This window comes from Pseudomonas sp. (assembly GCF_036387035.1).
Lineage (GTDB): Bacteria > Pseudomonadota > Gammaproteobacteria > Pseudomonadales > Pseudomonadaceae > Aquipseudomonas.
Genome location: NZ_DASVUM010000095.1, coordinates 1 through 15,124, shown reverse-complemented (window position 1 = coordinate 15,124; position 15,124 = coordinate 1). Strand labels below are relative to the sequence as shown.

The following is a 15,124-nucleotide window of genomic DNA, read 5'->3' as shown; positions in this document are numbered from 1 at the left end:
CACTCGTGCAACAGATACAGGGGCGTCGCCAAGCGGTAAGGCAGCAGGTTTTGATCCTGCCATGCGTTGGTTCGAATCCAGCCGCCCCTGCCATTTTCCTATAGTCATCCAGGCATACCCTAAGCCTCCAGGTACTGCGCGTGTCCAAGATGATGGTCTTTACGGGGAACGCCAACCCCGATCTGGCTCGGCGTGTCGTACGTCAGCTGCATATCCCTCTCGGTGACATCTCTGTTGGAAAGTTTTCCGACGGTGAGATTACCGCTGAGATTAATGAAAACGTTCGCGGTAAAGACGTTTTTATTATTCAGCCGACCTGCGCTCCGACCAACGATAACCTGATGGAACTCGTCGTGATGGCTGATGCCTTCCGTCGTTCCTCGGCTACCCGTATCACTGCTGTAATCCCTTACTTTGGTTATGCCCGCCAGGATCGCCGTCCGCGTTCTGCCCGTGTGGCTATTAGCGCTAAAGTGGTTGCGGACATGCTCACCGTCGTTGGTATCGACCGTGTGCTGACGGTCGACCTGCACGCTGACCAGATTCAAGGCTTCTTCGATATTCCGGTAGATAACATCTACGGCTCCCCGGTTCTGGTGGATGACATCGAAGACCAACGCTTCGAAAACCTGATGATTGTCTCCCCGGATATCGGTGGCGTCGTGCGAGCACGTGCCGTTGCCAAATCCCTGGGCGTCGATCTGGGCATCATCGACAAGCGCCGCGAGAAGGCCAACCACTCCGAAGTGATGCACATCATCGGTGATGTTGAAGGCCGTACCTGTATTCTCGTCGACGACATGGTCGATACCGCCGGCACCTTGTGCCATGCGGCCAAGGCACTGAAAGAACACGGTGCTGCCAAGGTCTTCGCGTACTGCACACACCCTGTTCTGTCGGGCCGTGCGATCGAAAACATTGAAAATTCCGTGCTGGATGAACTGGTGGTGACAAACACTATCCCGTTGTCCGCTGCAGCACAGGCCTGTGACCGTATCCGTCAACTGGATATCGCACCGGTAGTCGCTGAAGCGATGCGTCGCATCAGCAATGAAGAATCGATCAGCGCGATGTTCCGTTAAGGGCCCTGCCCTGCCGAACCATCCCGTTGACGAAAAGCGCCCCGCCCCGACACTCAATGCCGGGGCGGGGCTTTTTTGCCCATACCGTGTCTGGCGCTGGTCGCAAACGCCCCACGGTCATGGCTATTTTGGAGATGCAAAATGACTGATTTTATCCTGAACGCCCAAGCGCGTACTGACCTGGGGAAAGGTGCGAGCCGCCGCCTGCGTCACGCGCTAAAAGTACCAGCCGTAATCTACGGTGGTAACGAAGAAGCCGTTTCGATCACCATCGAAGCCAAAGAAATCGCCAAACTGTTCGAAAACGAAGCAGCCTACAGCCACGTTATCGAGCTGAACGTTGCCGGTGCCAAGCAGAACGTCATCGTTAAAGCGATGCAGCGTCACCCTGCCAGGCAGTTCATCATGCACGCCGACTTCATCCGCGTTATCGCCGGCCAGAAGCTGACTGCAACCGTTCCTGTGCACTTCATCAACGAAGAAGCACCGGTCAAGAAAGGCGGCGAGATCTCGCACACTACCACTGAACTGGAAGTGACCTGCCTGCCGAAAGACCTGCCTGAGTTCATCGAAGTTGACCTGGGCGCACTGGAAGTCGGTGACAACGTTCACCTGTCCGAGCTGAAAGCACCTAAAGGTGTTGAGTTCGTTGCTCTGGCGCACGGTACCGACCTGGCTATCGCCAACGTCCACGCTCCACGCATCGTTCCAACCGAAGATGCAGCAGAAGAAGGCGCTGCCGAGTAATCATTACTCGCACGCCGGTTGAACCAGTGATGGCGCTTTGCGTCATCACCCTCGACCCAAGGAAGAGCCCCTGACGTGACCGCCATCCAACTGATCGTCGGCCTGGGAAATCCAGGCCCCGAATACGAACAGACCCGGCATAACGCAGGGGCTCTTTTCGTTGAGCGTATTGCCAGCGCCCAGCGCGTCAATCTGACCGCTGACCGCAAGTATTTCGGCCTGACGGCTAAATTCAGTCATCAGGGCCAAGACGTTCGTCTGCTGATTCCCACCACATACATGAACCGAAGCGGTCAATCCGTTGCGGCGCTGGCGGGTTTCTTCCGGATTCCTCCGCAAGCCATTCTGGTGGCCCACGACGAACTCGACCTGCCTCCGGGCGTCGCCAAACTCAAACTGGGTGGCGGGCACGGCGGGCATAACGGGCTGCGCGACATCATTGCGCAGCTCGGCAACCAGAACGGCTTCCACCGCCTGCGGCTTGGCATCGGCCACCCGGGCGACGCCAGTCTGGTGTCCAATTTCGTCCTGGGTCGTGCGCCACGCGCCGAGCAGGAAAAACTGGACGCCAGCATCGACTTTGTCCTCGGCGTGCTGCCGGATGTAATCGCCGGCGACTTCGCCAAGGCGATGCGCGTCCTGCACAGCCAGAAGGCCTGACATCACTCGAGGGGAAACACCATGGGATTCAACTGCGGCATCGTCGGCCTGCCCAACGTCGGCAAGTCCACCCTGTTCAACGCCCTGACCAAATCCGGTATCGCGGCGGAGAACTTTCCCTTCTGCACCATCGAGCCGAATACCGGCATCGTGCCAATGCCGGACCCGCGCCTGCAAGCGCTGGCCGACATCGTCAATCCCAAGCGCATTCTGCCGACGACGATGGAATTCGTGGACATTGCAGGTCTGGTCGCCGGTGCCTCCAAAGGTGAAGGCCTGGGCAACAAGTTTCTGGCCAACATCCGCGAAACCGACGCCATCGCCCACGTCGTGCGCTGCTTCGAAGACGAGAACGTGATTCACGTCTCCAACAGCGTCGACCCGAAACGCGACATCGAGATCATCGACCTGGAGCTGATTTTCGCTGACCTCGACAGCTGCGAGAAGCAACTGCAGAAAGTCGCGCGCAACGCCAAGGGCGGCGACAAGGACGCAGTGGTCCAGAAAGGCCTGCTGGAGCAACTCATCGCCCACTTCACACTGGGCAAGCCTGCGCGCAGCCTGATGAAGAGCATGAGCGCCGATGAGAAAGCCGTCATCAAGGGCTTCCATCTGCTGACCACCAAACCGGTCATGTACATCGCGAACGTCGCTGAAGACGGCTTCGAGAACAACCCGCACCTGGACGTGGTTCGCGCCATCGCCGAAGAAGAAGGTGCGATGCTGGTACCGGTCTGCAACAAGATCGAAGCGGAAATCGCCGAGCTCGACGACGGTGAAGAAAAGGACATGTTCCTGGAGGCGCTGGGCCTTGAAGAACCTGGCCTGAACCGCGTCATCCGCGCCGGCTACGAGATGCTGCACCTGCAGACCTATTTCACCGCCGGTGTTGAAGAAGTTCGAGCGTGGACCGTCCGTGTCGGCGCCACCGCGCCACAGGCTGCTGGCGTGATCCACACTGATTTCGAAAAAGGCTTCATCCGCGCCGAGTGCATCGCCTACAACGACTTCATACAGTACAAGGGCGAAGCCGGTGCCAAGGAAGCAGGCAAATGGCGCCTGGAAGGCAAGGACTACATCGTCAAGGATGGCGACGTTCTGCACTTCCGTTTCAACGTCTAACGCCCGCGTGGACTTCCACACAGCCCGTTAAGCTTCAAAGCCCGCGCATCACTCGGTGATCCGTGGGCTTTGTGCTTTCGGCGAGTACGTCCTTGCGCAAAACAGCCTGATCAGCCCGCCTCAGACAATCGGCTGCGCTGCGCGGAACAGCAAAACGACGCCTTCTCGCTTGAGCGTTACATCGCGAAAGTGCTGCCGCAAATGCGCGTCGAAACCAGCCTGCGAGTCCTGGCTGTTTCCGAAAATGTCTTTCTTGTTGTAAACCGCCATCAGCCTGCGCCCGAAGCCGTTGTGGCCCGCCTCATCTCCCAGGATCGTCGCGCCGAACAATACGCCGTCCGGGTTCAGGTTGTGCTTGAGGTGAGCGAAGATCGCCGATTTGGCGTCCAGCGGACCAGGCAGGCAATGCAGCAGGTAAAACAGTGATATCGAGTCGAAACGCTCGTTGCCGGGGATGGGCGTCATCACGTCATGCTGAAGGGTGCGGGTGTTGGGCCGGCCGATCCTGCGCTTGGCGGCGGCCAGGCTGCTGGGGTTGAGATCCATCAGGGTAATTCGGGTGTCAGGCGGCAGCTTCGCTTTCGCCAGGTAATAACCGGTGCCGACACCGATATCCAGATGACGTCCACGAACGTTCTCGCGGAAGAACGGCAACAGCACGTCATCGGTCGGGCAGCGCCATGCATACCGATTGGAAATGCCCAGCACCCATGCGTCGTACAACCCTAGCGTGAGGGGCGAATAAACCGCCGTACCCGCGGCGCTGCTGTCAGTCATGGAAATCCCCTACGGCGATAGGCATCAGAAGACGATGAGAAGGCGACGAATCTTATACGTCGCCCGGCCTACGTCTTCAACCCACGCCGCACGCATATGCATGAGGACGACGTGCACGTCGATTGCGCACGGATTGCTCTCATGCCATGCCCGTGAGGTTTATCCCAGCTGGAATCTCGCGGTGTTGTCGCTCAAGGCCCGGCTGCCTGCGCTCAGGGTGTCAGCGGCGTGATTCACGGCGCGCGCACCGTCCAGCAAGCGGCCAGCAGCTTGATCCACCTGCTGAATGTTGCCGCTGACCTCATCCGCCGTCGCGGCCTGTTCTTCAACCGCCGTGGCGATCTGCGCCAGCGTGTCGGTAACGATCTGCACAGCGCTGGCGATCTCTTCCAGCCGCTCACCCAGCCCGGTCACCGATTGCGCATCACTCACTGCCTGGCCGCAGGCCGCTTCCATCAGGATCACGGCCTGGCTGACTGTAGAGCGCAGGCTGTCCACGGTGCCGGCAATTTGTGCGGTCGACGCTTGGGTCCGCTGCGACAAACTGCGGACTTCGTCAGCGACCACGGCGAAACCACGCCCCTGTTCTCCGGCACGGGCCGCTTCGATGGCCGCGTTGAGTGCAAGCAGGTTGGTCTGTTCGGCAATGCCGCGAATGGTGTCCACCACGGACTGAATCTGTTGTCCCTGCTCGCTGACTTTGCCTAGCGCATTGGCGGTGTCAGTGAGCTTCTGGTTCAGCTGCTGAATGCTCGCCGTGGTGCGCTGGCTGTCGCGGCTGCTGTCCTCGGCAATGCGGCGGGTCGCCTGCGCGCTGCCGGAGGCGGCTTCACAGCTGCGGGCGACGCCCATCGACGTTGCAGCGAGCTCGGTGGCGGCCGCCGCGATCTGGCTGATTTGCTGTTGCTGATCCTCCACTTCGTGGAGCGTGCTGCCAGATTGCGCGTTGAGGGTCTGCACCGCAGAGCCCAGTTGCTGAGTTTCGTGGTTCACGCCCAACAGACTGGTGCGCAGCTGCACCACCGCGACGTTGAGCGCGGTGCTGATGGCGGCAAGTTCGTCACGCCCTTCGACGGCGACCTCGACGCATAAATTACCGTCACGCAGCGACTCGGCCAGGGTGGTGATGCCCTTCGCACTGCGCTGAATAGACGTTTGGAGACAGATGAAAAGATAGAGCGCGGCCAAAGCCAGAATGCTGAAAATCGCCGCCACCGGAACGAACTGCCGGATGGCCTGATCGTGGTAATAATCAAGCCGGTCGTTGAGCGAGGTCAGTGACTGCTTACGCAGCGCCGCCAGGCCTTCATTGACGCTGTCGACGCTGCGCTCGAAGGCCGCCGGGTCGAGCTTGATGCTGCCACCGAACACGCCATCGTCGAGCACTTTCAGTTCCGTATCGAGCCGTTGAAGGCTGTCTTCGTACTGACGCGTCCAGACCTCCATGCCTGGATAAGCCTTGGCTTTCAGCGAGCCCACCGCTTTGACCAGTTGCTCGCGCGCATCGCCGATACGGCTGCGCAGGTCGCGCATCTGAAGACGGCTCTGCAACGAGAACTGCCCGGAAGCAATCGACGACTGACCGATGCTCGCCATCCGCCCTACCCGCTCGACAAGGTCCGGCGCCTGCTGCGTGGCGATCTGCATCAACAAGTAGGTTTCGAGCCAGGGGTCGAGGATCAAGCCGCTGTCCATGGCGATCTGTTCACGCAGACTCTGCAGTGCTGTGAGGGCGGAGGTGAAACGGTCGTACCCATCCGGCCACCAGCCGACCGTGCGCAGGGACCCAGAATCCATTCCTTTGACCGAGGCCTGCAGCGCTTGATATCGGGTCATGATCTCCGCGCTGGCATTCTGTGCCTTGAGCTCATCGCCGAGAGACCCCAGTGACCGGGTCAGCTCCGGGTTGGCAGCATCCAACGCGCTCATGGCGGCCTTCGCAGCCGGGGTCGGATCGTGAAGAATATCGGCTGCCTTCCAGCGTGCGGCGCGGTTACGCTGGGCCGTCAACTGGACATCCAGCGCGTCGAGCGCATCGAGCTGGCGCACGCCAGCCTGTTCCTGAGCGATCACCGCCAGCTTGCTGCGGTAATCCTGGCCGATCATCCACAGGCTGCCTGCGAGCGGCAAAATGAACAGAAAGAACAGCACCTGAAACTTGCGTGCAAACCCGAGACGCCCCAGCAGCCGGATTCCTGGCGACAAAAGACTTTGCATAGCCGACTACTCCTCACCGACAAACCGCTGCTCGATGCATGATCACCGCAGCGCTGCCTTACATGCTTACAGGCAAAATGCCTTGTATCTGTTTTGAAACGATAACTGCCCCATCTTTGAACAACCTACGCGATTGGGCCTATCGACTTTGCGCCCCGCCCTCTCTCTATAGCGGCAGCCTTGCGGCAGGCATAAGCAAGAAATGGACCGATAGCACGAAGCCATCAAAGCGGGCATAAGACCGAGGACGGTGCACGGTGAGTGCGCGAAAGTGGGGCGAAAGGACTCAGCGCGGGTGCGAAAACTGTCACCGCGGTGCGGGGAGAAGGAGACAGGAGGAGCCGAGCCGCTAAGCAGTTGATCAGATGGATAAATTTTTTCAAAGAGACGCTTGACACATACCCCGTCTGAGCGAATAATGCGCGCCACTTGGCTACATAGCTCAGTTGGTTAGAGCATAGCATTCATAATGCTGGGGTCCGGGGTTCAAGTCCCTGTGTAGCCACCAAGTACCTCAACGAAGCCCGCCTTGTGCGGGCTTTGTTGTTTCTGGCGTTCAGGTTTTATCCGGATCTACCTCGCAAACGCCTCTAACCTGCTGTGTTGATGCACTCTCACGCAGCCCGAAACGCCCAGACTACTTCCACCAGTCTCGCAGCAATCATCAAATAAACGAGCGACACCACAACCTGGATCGCCACGTGATACCGCAGCTTGCCGAGCCTGCGAATGCCGTCGCTGACGTTCAGGAACATCAGCACGGCCGACACGCCAATCAGCCCCCATCCGGTCGCGCCGGCCACCAGTACGCCGATGAACTGTTGGTAATCAGCCCTCAGTGCACTGGTGCCCGCGGCGAACAGCAATGCGCACACCAGCAGGTTTTTGATGTTGTCGAAGATTTGCGTGCTGAGGTCGTGTTCCAGCAAATCGATGTAACGCGCCCAGATTTTTCGCATGACCTTGCGCCTGTGGGTCGGAAAACTCATAGCGTAGCGCGCAGGCGACGGGATGGCTGGATGTCGCCCTGTGGTCGGGCACAAGCGGCAGTCCGTGACAACCGCGCCCTCGTCCAATAGATTACGCCCCTCGAAACGCCCCCGAGCGCTTAGCGCCTCAAACCCCAGTTAACGAAGCAGTGGATGTTCAATGTCTGATTCCCATACCGACCCGGCGGCAAACGCCGTGTCGTCGAAGCAAGCCTACGAAGAAGCCATCAACCTTTCCCAGCATGTGCCGCAAGCCAAAACCATTAGTGAGATGGTGCTCGACGCTTTCCAGAGCGCCAAGGAAAGCGACCAGATTCGTGACCTGCGCCTGGCGATACGCGCCGCGCATGACCGATTCGATGACGACCAGGCCTACGAGCTCATGGGTCAGCTAAAACAACTAAAGGACGCAGAGGCCGCCGACATGGCCGCGCTCGAAGACCTGAGCGCGAAGTTTCCGATCAGTCGGATTCTCTCCAGCTACAAAGACGACCCCAGCTTTCAGGAACTCGTCTACAGCCTGGCGTTGAAGGTTCTGAACCAGACCCATCAAGCTGTCAGCAACCCGAGCGGTGGCAAGAGCAAAGCCGCGCGGCCGAAGAAGGAAGCAGAGGTTTTCATCATCAGCAAGGACGGCTCCAGCGTCACCCTGCCGCTGCGCACACCGCGCTCGAAAGCCAGCGCTGACCGCGAAGCGTTCGAATTCCTCGGATTCTCGTTCGTCGGCGAAGGCGATGAGGCCGAGCTGCAGAGCGAGGTGTTCGTGGACAAGGACGGCAACCAACAGCCGGCCACGCGCAAGAACATTGTCAGCGCGATCCAGCAGCAAACGGCATTCGAAGGGTTCAGCGCCGTTCAACAATAAGTCCGGCTGCGGGCTGGCGCAGTAACTTTGCACCGGGCCAGCAGGACGCTCAACATCAGGACCGGTGGCGATCGCACCGCCATGATGTAACCTCAGTGGCTGGCCACAGCGGTGCCGCCTGAGTCACCGCCTTCGAGAGGTGTTGAGCAATGCAGATTCTTGGTGAAACGATCATCGGACAACGCGCTGTGCGGGGCCAGGCCGGAGAGGTATTCGCCCTCGCCGCCGCTACGGGTGAACCGCTGACCCCTTCGTTTGGCGCCAGCACGCTGGATGACGTTAATACTGCGTGCGAGCTGGCCGAAGCGTCATTCGACAGCTATCGGCAACTGAGTGACGAGCAGCGCGCCGGCTTTCTGGACGCCATCGCTCAGGGCCTTCTGGGTCTGGGTGATGTCCTCACTGAGCGGGTCCATATTGAAAGCGGTCTGCCCAAGGCGCGCCTCGAAGGCGAGCGGATGCGCACGGTCAACCAGCTCAAACTGTTTGCCAACCTGCTGCGCGACGGACGTTGGCACGGCGCTGTAGTCGATACCGCCCTACCAGAGCGCCAGCCACTGCCGCGCGCTGATCTGCGCCTGCGGCGTATCGGCCTCGGCCCGGTGGCGGTCTTTGGCGCAAGCAACTTTCCCCTCGCTTTCTCGGTCGCTGGCGGTGATACCGCCTCGGCGCTGGCAGCCGGTTGCCCGGTCATCGTCAAGGCACACCCGGCGCATCTGGGCACCAGCGAACTGGTGGGACGCGTGATTCAAAAAGCGGCGCGCGACACCGGCATGCCGGAAGGCGTGTTCTCGTTGCTGATCGACAAGGACATCGCCGTCGGCCAGGCGCTGGTCACTCACCCGTTGATCCAGGCCGTGGGCTTCACTGGCTCGCGTCGTGGCGGTCTTGCCCTGGTGGCAGCTGCCCAGGCGCGTCCGGTTCCGATTCCGGTGTATGCGGAGATGAGCAGCATCAATCCAGTGTTCCTGCTGCCCGCCGCCTTGCTGGCTCGCGCCGAAACCATCGCCAAGGGCTTTGTCGAATCGCTGATCATGGGCGCGGGGCAATTCTGCACCAACCCCGGCATCCTCCTGGCGCTGGAAAGCGACGCGCTGGAAACATTCGTGTCCGCATCGGCCAAGGCGTTGTCTGAAAAACTTCCGACCACCATGCTGACGCCGAATATTCATGGCGCTTACTGCAACGGTCTGAAAAACCTGCACAACGCGCCAGGGGTGACGCTGGTGGCGGAAGGTCAGGAGGCCGAAGGTTCGTTCCAGGCCCGCCCGGCTTTCTTTCGCACCGACTCGGCCACCTTCCTCGCCAACCCCGCACTGGAAGACGAAAACTTCGGGCCGAGCGCCTTGCTCATCGTTTGCACTGACGTCGCGGATCTGCAGAAAGTCGCTGCCAGTTTTGACGGTCAACTGACGGTGACGCTGCAATTCGACGACGGCGACGAGGCCACCGCTCAGGCGCTGCTGCCGGTCCTTGAACGCAAGGCGGGACGGATCCTGTTCAACGACTTCCCGACCGGCGTCGAGGTGAGTCATTCGATGGTGCATGGCGGGCCGTACCCGGCGACTTCCGATAGCCGAAGCACCTCCGTGGGCGCGACGGCCATTGATCGCTTTCTGCGCCCTGTCTGCTACCAGAACGTGCCGGACTCGTTGTTGCCGCCCGCGTTGAAAGCCAGCAATCCGCTGAAAACCTGGCGCTTGGTCAACGGCGAACTGTCTAAGAGCTGAGCTCTGTAGATGCCCGTCGTGCGCAAGCCCGACGGCTCAAGCTGTCACGCCGCGCCCCTTCCATCAGGGGCGCGGTCTTGTTCTGCCGGGATGGGCTCAGTCAGCGGATCGCTGCAACACCTTGCCATCCACGCCATCACCGATGACCAGGAAATGCCCGCCCGCCACATGGTGAAGGGTGCGCAGCGCGTCCTGCCCCTCGAAATGCCAGTGGCCTTCGGAGAACACGCGTTCGTCCGCCCACGCCGCGACCACTTCGCCGATGAACAGATCATGGGCGCTCTGATTGTGAGGCTCCGGAATCAAACGGCACTCCAGCCAGCCTGCACAGCCTTCCAACAGCGGCGCCTCGACGTGCGACCCCGCAAAGGTTTGCAAGCCGTAGGCCGTGAATTTATCCAGGCCCTGCTCTTGAGAGATGTCCAGCCCTGAGGTCGAGCCGACCGTTTCGACGATATCGAGCTGGCTGAGGGTCGGCACGTTGATCACGAACGAGCCGGAGCCTTCAAGCAACTGCCGCGTCCACACGCCCTTATCCAGCACGACGGTGACTTTGGGCGGCTGGAAGTCCATTGGCATCGCCCACGCCGCCGCCATGATGTTGCGTTTCCCCTCATGGGCTGCGCTGATCAGCACAGTCGGGCCGTGGTTGAGCAGGCGATAGCATTTGGCGAGGGGTACCGGACGCCGGTGTGAAGCGGTCATGGAAATCATCCTGGCTACGAGAAAGTGATGAAAAACTACAGGGTTTATCGCGCCGGGGAAACGCCACCCTGCGCAGCGCCCTGAAAACTGTCGCCCGCCTGAACTCCCTCCAATTCGAGCTTTGCAGATGCAATGAAAGGTGATGTAATACTATAACAAAGCATTTCAGGCAGTCCTTTCTTGTGAAACGCAACTCCCGGCTCTCTCCTACCCTTGCGACCTCCGCGCTGGCCCAGTCCGCCGGCAAGCGCGTATTGATTTCCCTCGCCGTGCTGGTGCTGTTGTGGATCGGCGTTGCCTGGGCAGTGGCGATTCCATGAGTGCCGCCATCGACCTCCACGACCTGACCCTGACCTACGAGCGCAGGCCGGCGGTGCACCACGCGAACGGCCGATTCGCGGCGGGCAGCCTGACAGCGATCGTCGGCCCCAACGGTGCCGGTAAATCCACACTCATCAAAGCCATCGCCGGCACGCTCAAGCCTGCTGTCGGGCGCGTCGAGCGCAATCAGTTGGCAACGCGGCACATTGGCTATCTGCCGCAAGCCGCCGAGATCGACCGCAGCTTTCCGCTCAGCGTGGCCGATACCGTCATGATGGGCGCCTGGCGCAGCATCGGGGCATTCCGGGGCGCCTCGCGACAGCACGCACAGCAGGCGCAGGAAGCGCTGACGGCCGTCGGTTTGACGGGGTTCGAGCAACGCAGCATCAGTTCGTTGTCGTCCGGTCAGTTTCAGCGCGTACTGTTCGCCCGGCTGTTATTACAAGACGCTTCGGTGATTTTGCTCGACGAGCCGTTCACTGCCATCGATGCGCGAACCACGCGCGACTTGCTGCAGTTGATCCGCACCTGGCATGGCCAGGGCCGAACGGTGATCGCGGTGCTGCATGACATCGAGCAGGTACGCCAGCATTTCCCGAGCACGCTGTTGCTGGCCAGAGAAATCATCGCCTGGGGCGACACAGCAGACATCCTCAGCGACGACAACCTGCGCCGCGCCAAGAACATGGCCGAGCACTGGAACCCTGACGCACAGCCGTGCGACGCCGATGCGGAGCAAACGCTGTGACGGTCTATAACCTGTTGATCCAGCCATTCGCCGACTTCGGTTTCATGCGCCGCGCCTTGGTGGCGTGCCTGGCACTGGGCATCGGTTCCGGCCCGGTTGGCGTGCTGCTGATGCTTCGGCGCATGAGCCTGGTGGGCGACGCCATGAGCCACGCGGTGTTGCCAGGCGCTGCGGTGGGGTTTCTGTTTGCCGGCTTGTCGCTACCAGCGATGGGCTTTGGCGGCCTGATCGCAGGCCTCGCCGTGGCATTGCTCTCAGGGTTGGTGAGCCGCTATACCACGCTGCGTGAAGACGCCAGCTTTGCCAGCTTTTACCTGACGTCGTTGGCCGCCGGCGTGCTGATCGTTTCCCTGCACGGCTCCAACGTCGATCTGCTTCACGTCCTGTTCGGCACCATTCTGGCGATCGACGATCAGGCGATTTTCATGGTCGGCGGCATCGCCTCGTTCACCCTGATTCTGCTCGCGTTGATCTACCGTCCGCTGATACTCGAGTGCTTCGACCCGGGTTTCCTGCGCGCGGTGGGCGGTCGCGGCTCGCTGTACCACGTGCTGTTTCTGCTGCTGGTGGTGCTCAACCTCGTCGCAGGGTTTCAGGCGCTGGGCACGCTGATGGCCGTCGGCATGATGATGCTGCCCGCCACAGTTGCGCGGTTCTGGGCGCGCTCGCTCACCGGCATGATCGTGATTTCGACCGTGGTGGCCACACTTTCGGGCTTCATCGGCTTGATTGTTTCCTACCACGCCAGCGTTGCTTCCGGCCCGGCCATCGTGCTAACCGCCAGCGCCTTCTATGGCTTCTCACTGTTCTTTGGACGCAGCGGCTTTCTGCGCCGGCTGTTCCCGAGGGTTGATCTCTCCGGCTGACCGTTCTCTTACCGCAAGGAAACCATCATGAAACGTTCTACGCTTCTGACCGCCGCGCTGGCGTTGTCGGGCCTGGCCAACTTCGCCCAGGCAAAAACCCTGGAGACCGTCGCATCGTTCACCGTCATCGCCGACATGGTGCACAACGTCGGCGGCGATCATGTGCACGTAACCTCACTCATCGGGCCCAACGGCGACCCTCACGTCTACGAGCCGACCCCCAATGACGCCCAGGCATTGAAAAAAGCGGACGTGGTGTTTGTCAGCGGTTTGCACCTGGAAGGCTGGCTGGACCGACTGATCACCGCCTCTGGCTACAAGGGCCAGCCGATCGTGCTGTCGGACGGAATCATGACCCGCAGCATGGAAGAAGACGGCAAGAAGATCACCGACCCTCATGCCTGGAACAGCGCGGTAAACGGCATCGTTTACGTCAGAAACATCATCAAGGCACTGCAGAAAGCCGACCCGGACAACGCCGCCGACTATAAAGCCAACGGTGAGAGATACATTGCTCAACTGCAGGACATGGACGCCTACGCCCGTACGCAAATCGGCGCCATCCCGGTCGCACAGCGCAAAGTGCTGACATCCCACGATGCCTTCGGCTATTTCGGCGATGCCTATGGCGTGACCTTTCTGTCGCCACTGGGGTTTTCCACTGAAACCGAAGCGTCGGCCGCCGACGTCGGCAAGCTGATCAATCAGATCAAGCAAGAGCACGTCAGTGCCTACTTCTTCGAAAACTCGGGCGACCCGCGCCTCGTGCAGCAGATCGCCAAAGCGAGCGGCGCGCACCCGGGCGGCGAGCTGTATGTGGAATCGCTGTCACCCGCAGATGGCCCGGCGGCGACCTACGTGACGATGTTTCGCTACAACGTGGACAAGCTGACGGCGGCGATGAAGGGCCAGTAAATCAACGTCGCGACGGTTCAACTGGCCTCTGCCGCACAACAGGCGTGGCAGGGGTCGGCGAACCGGCAGCAAAGGCGCGGGTCAATCTGTATGCTGGCGCACCGTCCGCCGACATCGACAGGATGATCCATGACCGCCCTCTCCTTCGCCCCTTTTCAGTCGCTCGCCGACCTCTTGATTCCCCACACCGTGGCCGAGCGGCTCGACGGCTCGCACGACGTTTCCCACCTGCATCGGGTCTGGAGCAATGTCTGCGCCATTCGCGACACCGAGGGCGGCGATCATCAGATTCTGCTCGCCGCGACCCTGCTGCACGACTGCGTTTCCGTGGAAAAGAATTCGCCCTTTCGCTCAAGTGCCTCGCGGCTGGCGGCGGCAAAAGCGACGGAGCTGCTCGCAGCAATGGGCTGGGACGAGGAGCGCACCCAGGCGGTGGCCCACGCCGTCGAGTCCCACAGTTATTCAGCCAACATCGCACCCCTCACGCTGGAAGCAAAAATCCTGCAGGACGCTGACCGCCTCGACGCCCTCGGCATGGTCGGCGTGGCGCGGCTGTTCTACGTATCCGGGCGCATGGGCAGCCACCTCTACGACCCTGCCGATCCGCATGCGAAAGAGCGTGCACTGGACGACAAACGCTTCGCCGCTGACCACTTCAAAACCAAGATTTTCACCCTGGCGCAAGGTTTTCAAACGGCGACAGGCCGGCACATGGCGCACATCAGGCACACGCGGGCAGAGCGGTTTTTGCGGGAGTTTATGGAGGAGATTGGTGCTTAGGATGCCTTGAAGGTCATAGCGCTATTTCGGATGGCTCATGGGTTTTTAGCCAGTCGACCAGCGCAGCATTCATACGCGTTTGCCAACCTGGTCCTGAAGCCCGGAATTGCTCCACCACGTCGTGCTCCAGGCGAATGGTAATCCGCTCTCGCAGAAGAACCGCACGAGGTCGGCCACGCTTGACCAGTTGTTCTCCCATGTATTCATCAGCATGATCGAAGTATGTATCTGACAACTCGGGTGCATCGTCGGGATCAACCCAGTCGATGCCGGTAGAGGGTTTGTTCACGCTCATTGGCTTTTCTCATGGAAATGATACGGCGAGCCGCGCCGCGCGGTGTCCAGACCAGGACCACCATACGCTCTGACAACACACCAACCGTGATATATCGGGTTTCCCCGTAGTCCTGCCGGCAATCTTCGTGGGTCAAATGCCTGCCGGCGAATACCAGGCCGGCATCCCTAAAGTCGAGGCCACGCTTTAGAAGGGTGATGTCGCATTTTGCGATGTCGAAGATTATCTGCATTGAATTATTGTATGTACAGAAAATAACGCAACAAGGCCGCCGAGACTTGCAAAGACGTATCCCACAATCAGCG

At 60.4% G+C, this 15,124-nt stretch carries 17 protein-coding genes and 2 tRNA genes; 13 read left to right on the top strand and 6 right to left on the bottom strand.

Annotated elements, in window-relative coordinates; all coding sequences use genetic code 11:
* The first annotated feature begins 18 nt into the window (after nt 1-18).
* The 5 genes from VF672_RS09010 (at nt 19) to ychF (ending at nt 3,611) form a co-directional block, all read left to right on the top strand.
* Nucleotides 19-93: transfer RNA gene (locus VF672_RS09010), tRNA-Gln, on the top strand.
* Between the two features lie 47 nt (nt 94-140).
* Nucleotides 141-1,082 (top strand): ribose-phosphate pyrophosphokinase, encoded by a 942-nt coding sequence (locus tag VF672_RS09005; RefSeq protein WP_037018241.1) that lies wholly within the window; start codon nt 141-143, stop codon nt 1,080-1,082.
* A gap of 141 nt (nt 1,083-1,223) precedes the next feature.
* The gene (locus tag VF672_RS09000; protein WP_331103793.1) at nt 1,224-1,829 is read left to right on the top strand and encodes a 50S ribosomal protein L25/general stress protein Ctc; all 606 of its coding nucleotides are present in this window, start codon (nt 1,224-1,226) and stop codon (nt 1,827-1,829) included.
* Nucleotides 1,830-1,904: 75 nt separating this feature from the next.
* On the top strand, nt 1,905-2,489 hold the full coding sequence (pth, locus tag VF672_RS08995) for an aminoacyl-tRNA hydrolase (RefSeq protein ID WP_331103791.1): 585 nt from the start codon (nt 1,905-1,907) through the stop codon (nt 2,487-2,489).
* 21 nt (nt 2,490-2,510) lie between these two features.
* Nucleotides 2,511-3,611 carry a redox-regulated ATPase YchF gene (gene ychF / locus VF672_RS08990; RefSeq protein WP_331103789.1) on the top strand — a complete coding sequence of 367 codons (1,101 nt, stop codon included), beginning with the start codon at nt 2,511-2,513 and terminating at the stop codon, nt 3,609-3,611.
* A 120-nt stretch (nt 3,612-3,731) separates the two neighbouring features.
* Here the strand turns inward: ychF and VF672_RS08985 are convergent, their stop codons facing one another.
* Both VF672_RS08985 and VF672_RS24570 read right to left on the bottom strand, forming a co-directional pair.
* Complete coding sequence (locus VF672_RS08985) at nt 3,732-4,388, bottom strand: class I SAM-dependent methyltransferase (RefSeq protein ID WP_331103787.1); 657 nt, start codon at nt 4,386-4,388, stop codon at nt 3,732-3,734.
* A gap of 159 nt (nt 4,389-4,547) precedes the next feature.
* Nucleotides 4,548-5,240, bottom strand: coding sequence for a methyl-accepting chemotaxis protein (locus VF672_RS24570; RefSeq protein WP_414705587.1), 693 nt, complete (start codon nt 5,238-5,240; stop codon nt 4,548-4,550).
* A gap of 1,796 nt (nt 5,241-7,036) precedes the next feature.
* Between VF672_RS24570 and VF672_RS08975 the strand changes: the two genes are divergently transcribed.
* A tRNA-Met gene (locus VF672_RS08975) sits at nt 7,037-7,113 on the top strand.
* Nucleotides 7,114-7,219: 106 nt separating this feature from the next.
* Here the strand turns inward: VF672_RS08975 and VF672_RS08970 are convergent.
* The gene (locus tag VF672_RS08970) at nt 7,220-7,564 is read right to left on the bottom strand and encodes a hypothetical protein (protein ID WP_331103783.1); all 345 of its coding nucleotides are present in this window, start codon (nt 7,562-7,564) and stop codon (nt 7,220-7,222) included.
* Between the two features lie 190 nt (nt 7,565-7,754).
* Between VF672_RS08970 and VF672_RS08965 the strand changes: the two genes are divergently transcribed.
* Nucleotides 7,755-8,459: a hypothetical protein gene (locus tag VF672_RS08965; protein ID WP_331103781.1), complete on the top strand. Its 705-nt coding sequence runs from the start codon at nt 7,755-7,757 to the stop codon at nt 8,457-8,459.
* A gap of 149 nt (nt 8,460-8,608) precedes the next feature.
* Nucleotides 8,609-10,189 carry an aldehyde dehydrogenase (NADP(+)) gene (locus VF672_RS08960; protein WP_331103779.1) on the top strand — a complete coding sequence of 527 codons (1,581 nt, stop codon included), beginning with the start codon at nt 8,609-8,611 and terminating at the stop codon, nt 10,187-10,189.
* 96 nt (nt 10,190-10,285) lie between these two features.
* Here the strand turns inward: VF672_RS08960 and VF672_RS08955 are convergent, their stop codons facing one another.
* Nucleotides 10,286-10,894, bottom strand: coding sequence for a flavin reductase family protein (locus VF672_RS08955; RefSeq protein WP_331103777.1), 609 nt, complete (start codon nt 10,892-10,894; stop codon nt 10,286-10,288).
* Nucleotides 10,895-11,076: 182 nt separating this feature from the next.
* Between VF672_RS08955 and VF672_RS08950 the strand changes: the two genes are divergently transcribed.
* The 5 genes from VF672_RS08950 (at nt 11,077) to VF672_RS08930 (ending at nt 14,524) form a co-directional block, all read left to right on the top strand.
* Nucleotides 11,077-11,214 carry a hypothetical protein gene (locus VF672_RS08950; RefSeq protein ID WP_331103774.1) on the top strand — a complete coding sequence of 46 codons (138 nt, stop codon included), beginning with the start codon at nt 11,077-11,079 and terminating at the stop codon, nt 11,212-11,214.
* On the top strand, nt 11,211-11,963 hold the full coding sequence (gene aztA, locus VF672_RS08945; RefSeq protein WP_331103772.1) for a zinc ABC transporter ATP-binding protein AztA: 753 nt from the start codon (nt 11,211-11,213) through the stop codon (nt 11,961-11,963). Before VF672_RS08950 ends, aztA begins: the two co-directional genes overlap by 4 nt.
* Nucleotides 11,964-12,007: 44 nt before the next feature.
* Nucleotides 12,008-12,829 (top strand): metal ABC transporter permease, encoded by an 822-nt coding sequence (locus tag VF672_RS08940; RefSeq protein ID WP_414705586.1) that lies wholly within the window; start codon nt 12,008-12,010, stop codon nt 12,827-12,829.
* 27 nt (nt 12,830-12,856) lie between these two features.
* The gene (locus tag VF672_RS08935; protein ID WP_331103768.1) at nt 12,857-13,744 is read left to right on the top strand and encodes a metal ABC transporter substrate-binding protein; all 888 of its coding nucleotides are present in this window, start codon (nt 12,857-12,859) and stop codon (nt 13,742-13,744) included.
* A gap of 129 nt (nt 13,745-13,873) precedes the next feature.
* Nucleotides 13,874-14,524, top strand: a complete 651-nt coding sequence (locus tag VF672_RS08930; protein ID WP_331103766.1) for an HD domain-containing protein — start codon at nt 13,874-13,876, stop codon at nt 14,522-14,524.
* 13 nt (nt 14,525-14,537) lie between these two features.
* Here VF672_RS08930 and VF672_RS08925 read toward each other — a convergent pair whose 3' ends face one another.
* Complete coding sequence (locus VF672_RS08925) at nt 14,538-14,819, bottom strand: BrnA antitoxin family protein (RefSeq protein WP_331103764.1); 282 nt, start codon at nt 14,817-14,819, stop codon at nt 14,538-14,540.
* On the bottom strand, nt 14,779-15,051 hold the full coding sequence (locus tag VF672_RS08920) for a BrnT family toxin (protein WP_331103883.1): 273 nt from the start codon (nt 15,049-15,051) through the stop codon (nt 14,779-14,781). The genes VF672_RS08925 and VF672_RS08920 overlap by 41 nt, the downstream gene beginning before the upstream one ends.
* Nucleotides 15,052-15,124 lie beyond the last annotated feature (73 nt).

Excerpts from the sequence above, each read along its gene's own strand:
- VF672_RS09000 (WP_331103793.1), top strand. The coding sequence starts at position 1,224 with ATGACTGATTTTATCCTGAACGCCCAAGCGCGTACTGACCTGGGGAAA.
- ychF (WP_331103789.1), top strand. The coding sequence starts at position 2,511 with ATGGGATTCAACTGCGGCATCGTCGGCCTGCCCAACGTCGGCAAGTCC.
- VF672_RS08985 (WP_331103787.1), bottom strand. The coding sequence starts at position 4,388 with ATGACTGACAGCAGCGCCGCGGGTACGGCGGTTTATTCGCCCCTCACG.
- VF672_RS24570 (WP_414705587.1), bottom strand. The coding sequence starts at position 5,240 with ATGGGCGTCGCCCGCAGCTGTGAAGCCGCCTCCGGCAGCGCGCAGGCG.
- VF672_RS08970 (WP_331103783.1), bottom strand. The coding sequence starts at position 7,564 with ATGCGAAAAATCTGGGCGCGTTACATCGATTTGCTGGAACACGACCTC.
- VF672_RS08965 (WP_331103781.1), top strand. The coding sequence starts at position 7,755 with ATGTCTGATTCCCATACCGACCCGGCGGCAAACGCCGTGTCGTCGAAG.
- VF672_RS08960 (WP_331103779.1), top strand. The coding sequence starts at position 8,609 with ATGCAGATTCTTGGTGAAACGATCATCGGACAACGCGCTGTGCGGGGC.
- VF672_RS08955 (WP_331103777.1), bottom strand. The coding sequence starts at position 10,894 with ATGACCGCTTCACACCGGCGTCCGGTACCCCTCGCCAAATGCTATCGC.
- aztA (WP_331103772.1), top strand. The coding sequence starts at position 11,211 with ATGAGTGCCGCCATCGACCTCCACGACCTGACCCTGACCTACGAGCGC.
- VF672_RS08940 (WP_414705586.1), top strand. The coding sequence starts at position 12,008 with ATGCGCCGCGCCTTGGTGGCGTGCCTGGCACTGGGCATCGGTTCCGGC.
- VF672_RS08935 (WP_331103768.1), top strand. The coding sequence starts at position 12,857 with ATGAAACGTTCTACGCTTCTGACCGCCGCGCTGGCGTTGTCGGGCCTG.
- VF672_RS08930 (WP_331103766.1), top strand. The coding sequence starts at position 13,874 with ATGACCGCCCTCTCCTTCGCCCCTTTTCAGTCGCTCGCCGACCTCTTG.
- VF672_RS08925 (WP_331103764.1), bottom strand. The coding sequence starts at position 14,819 with ATGAGCGTGAACAAACCCTCTACCGGCATCGACTGGGTTGATCCCGAC.
- VF672_RS08920 (WP_331103883.1), bottom strand. The coding sequence starts at position 15,051 with ATGCAGATAATCTTCGACATCGCAAAATGCGACATCACCCTTCTAAAG.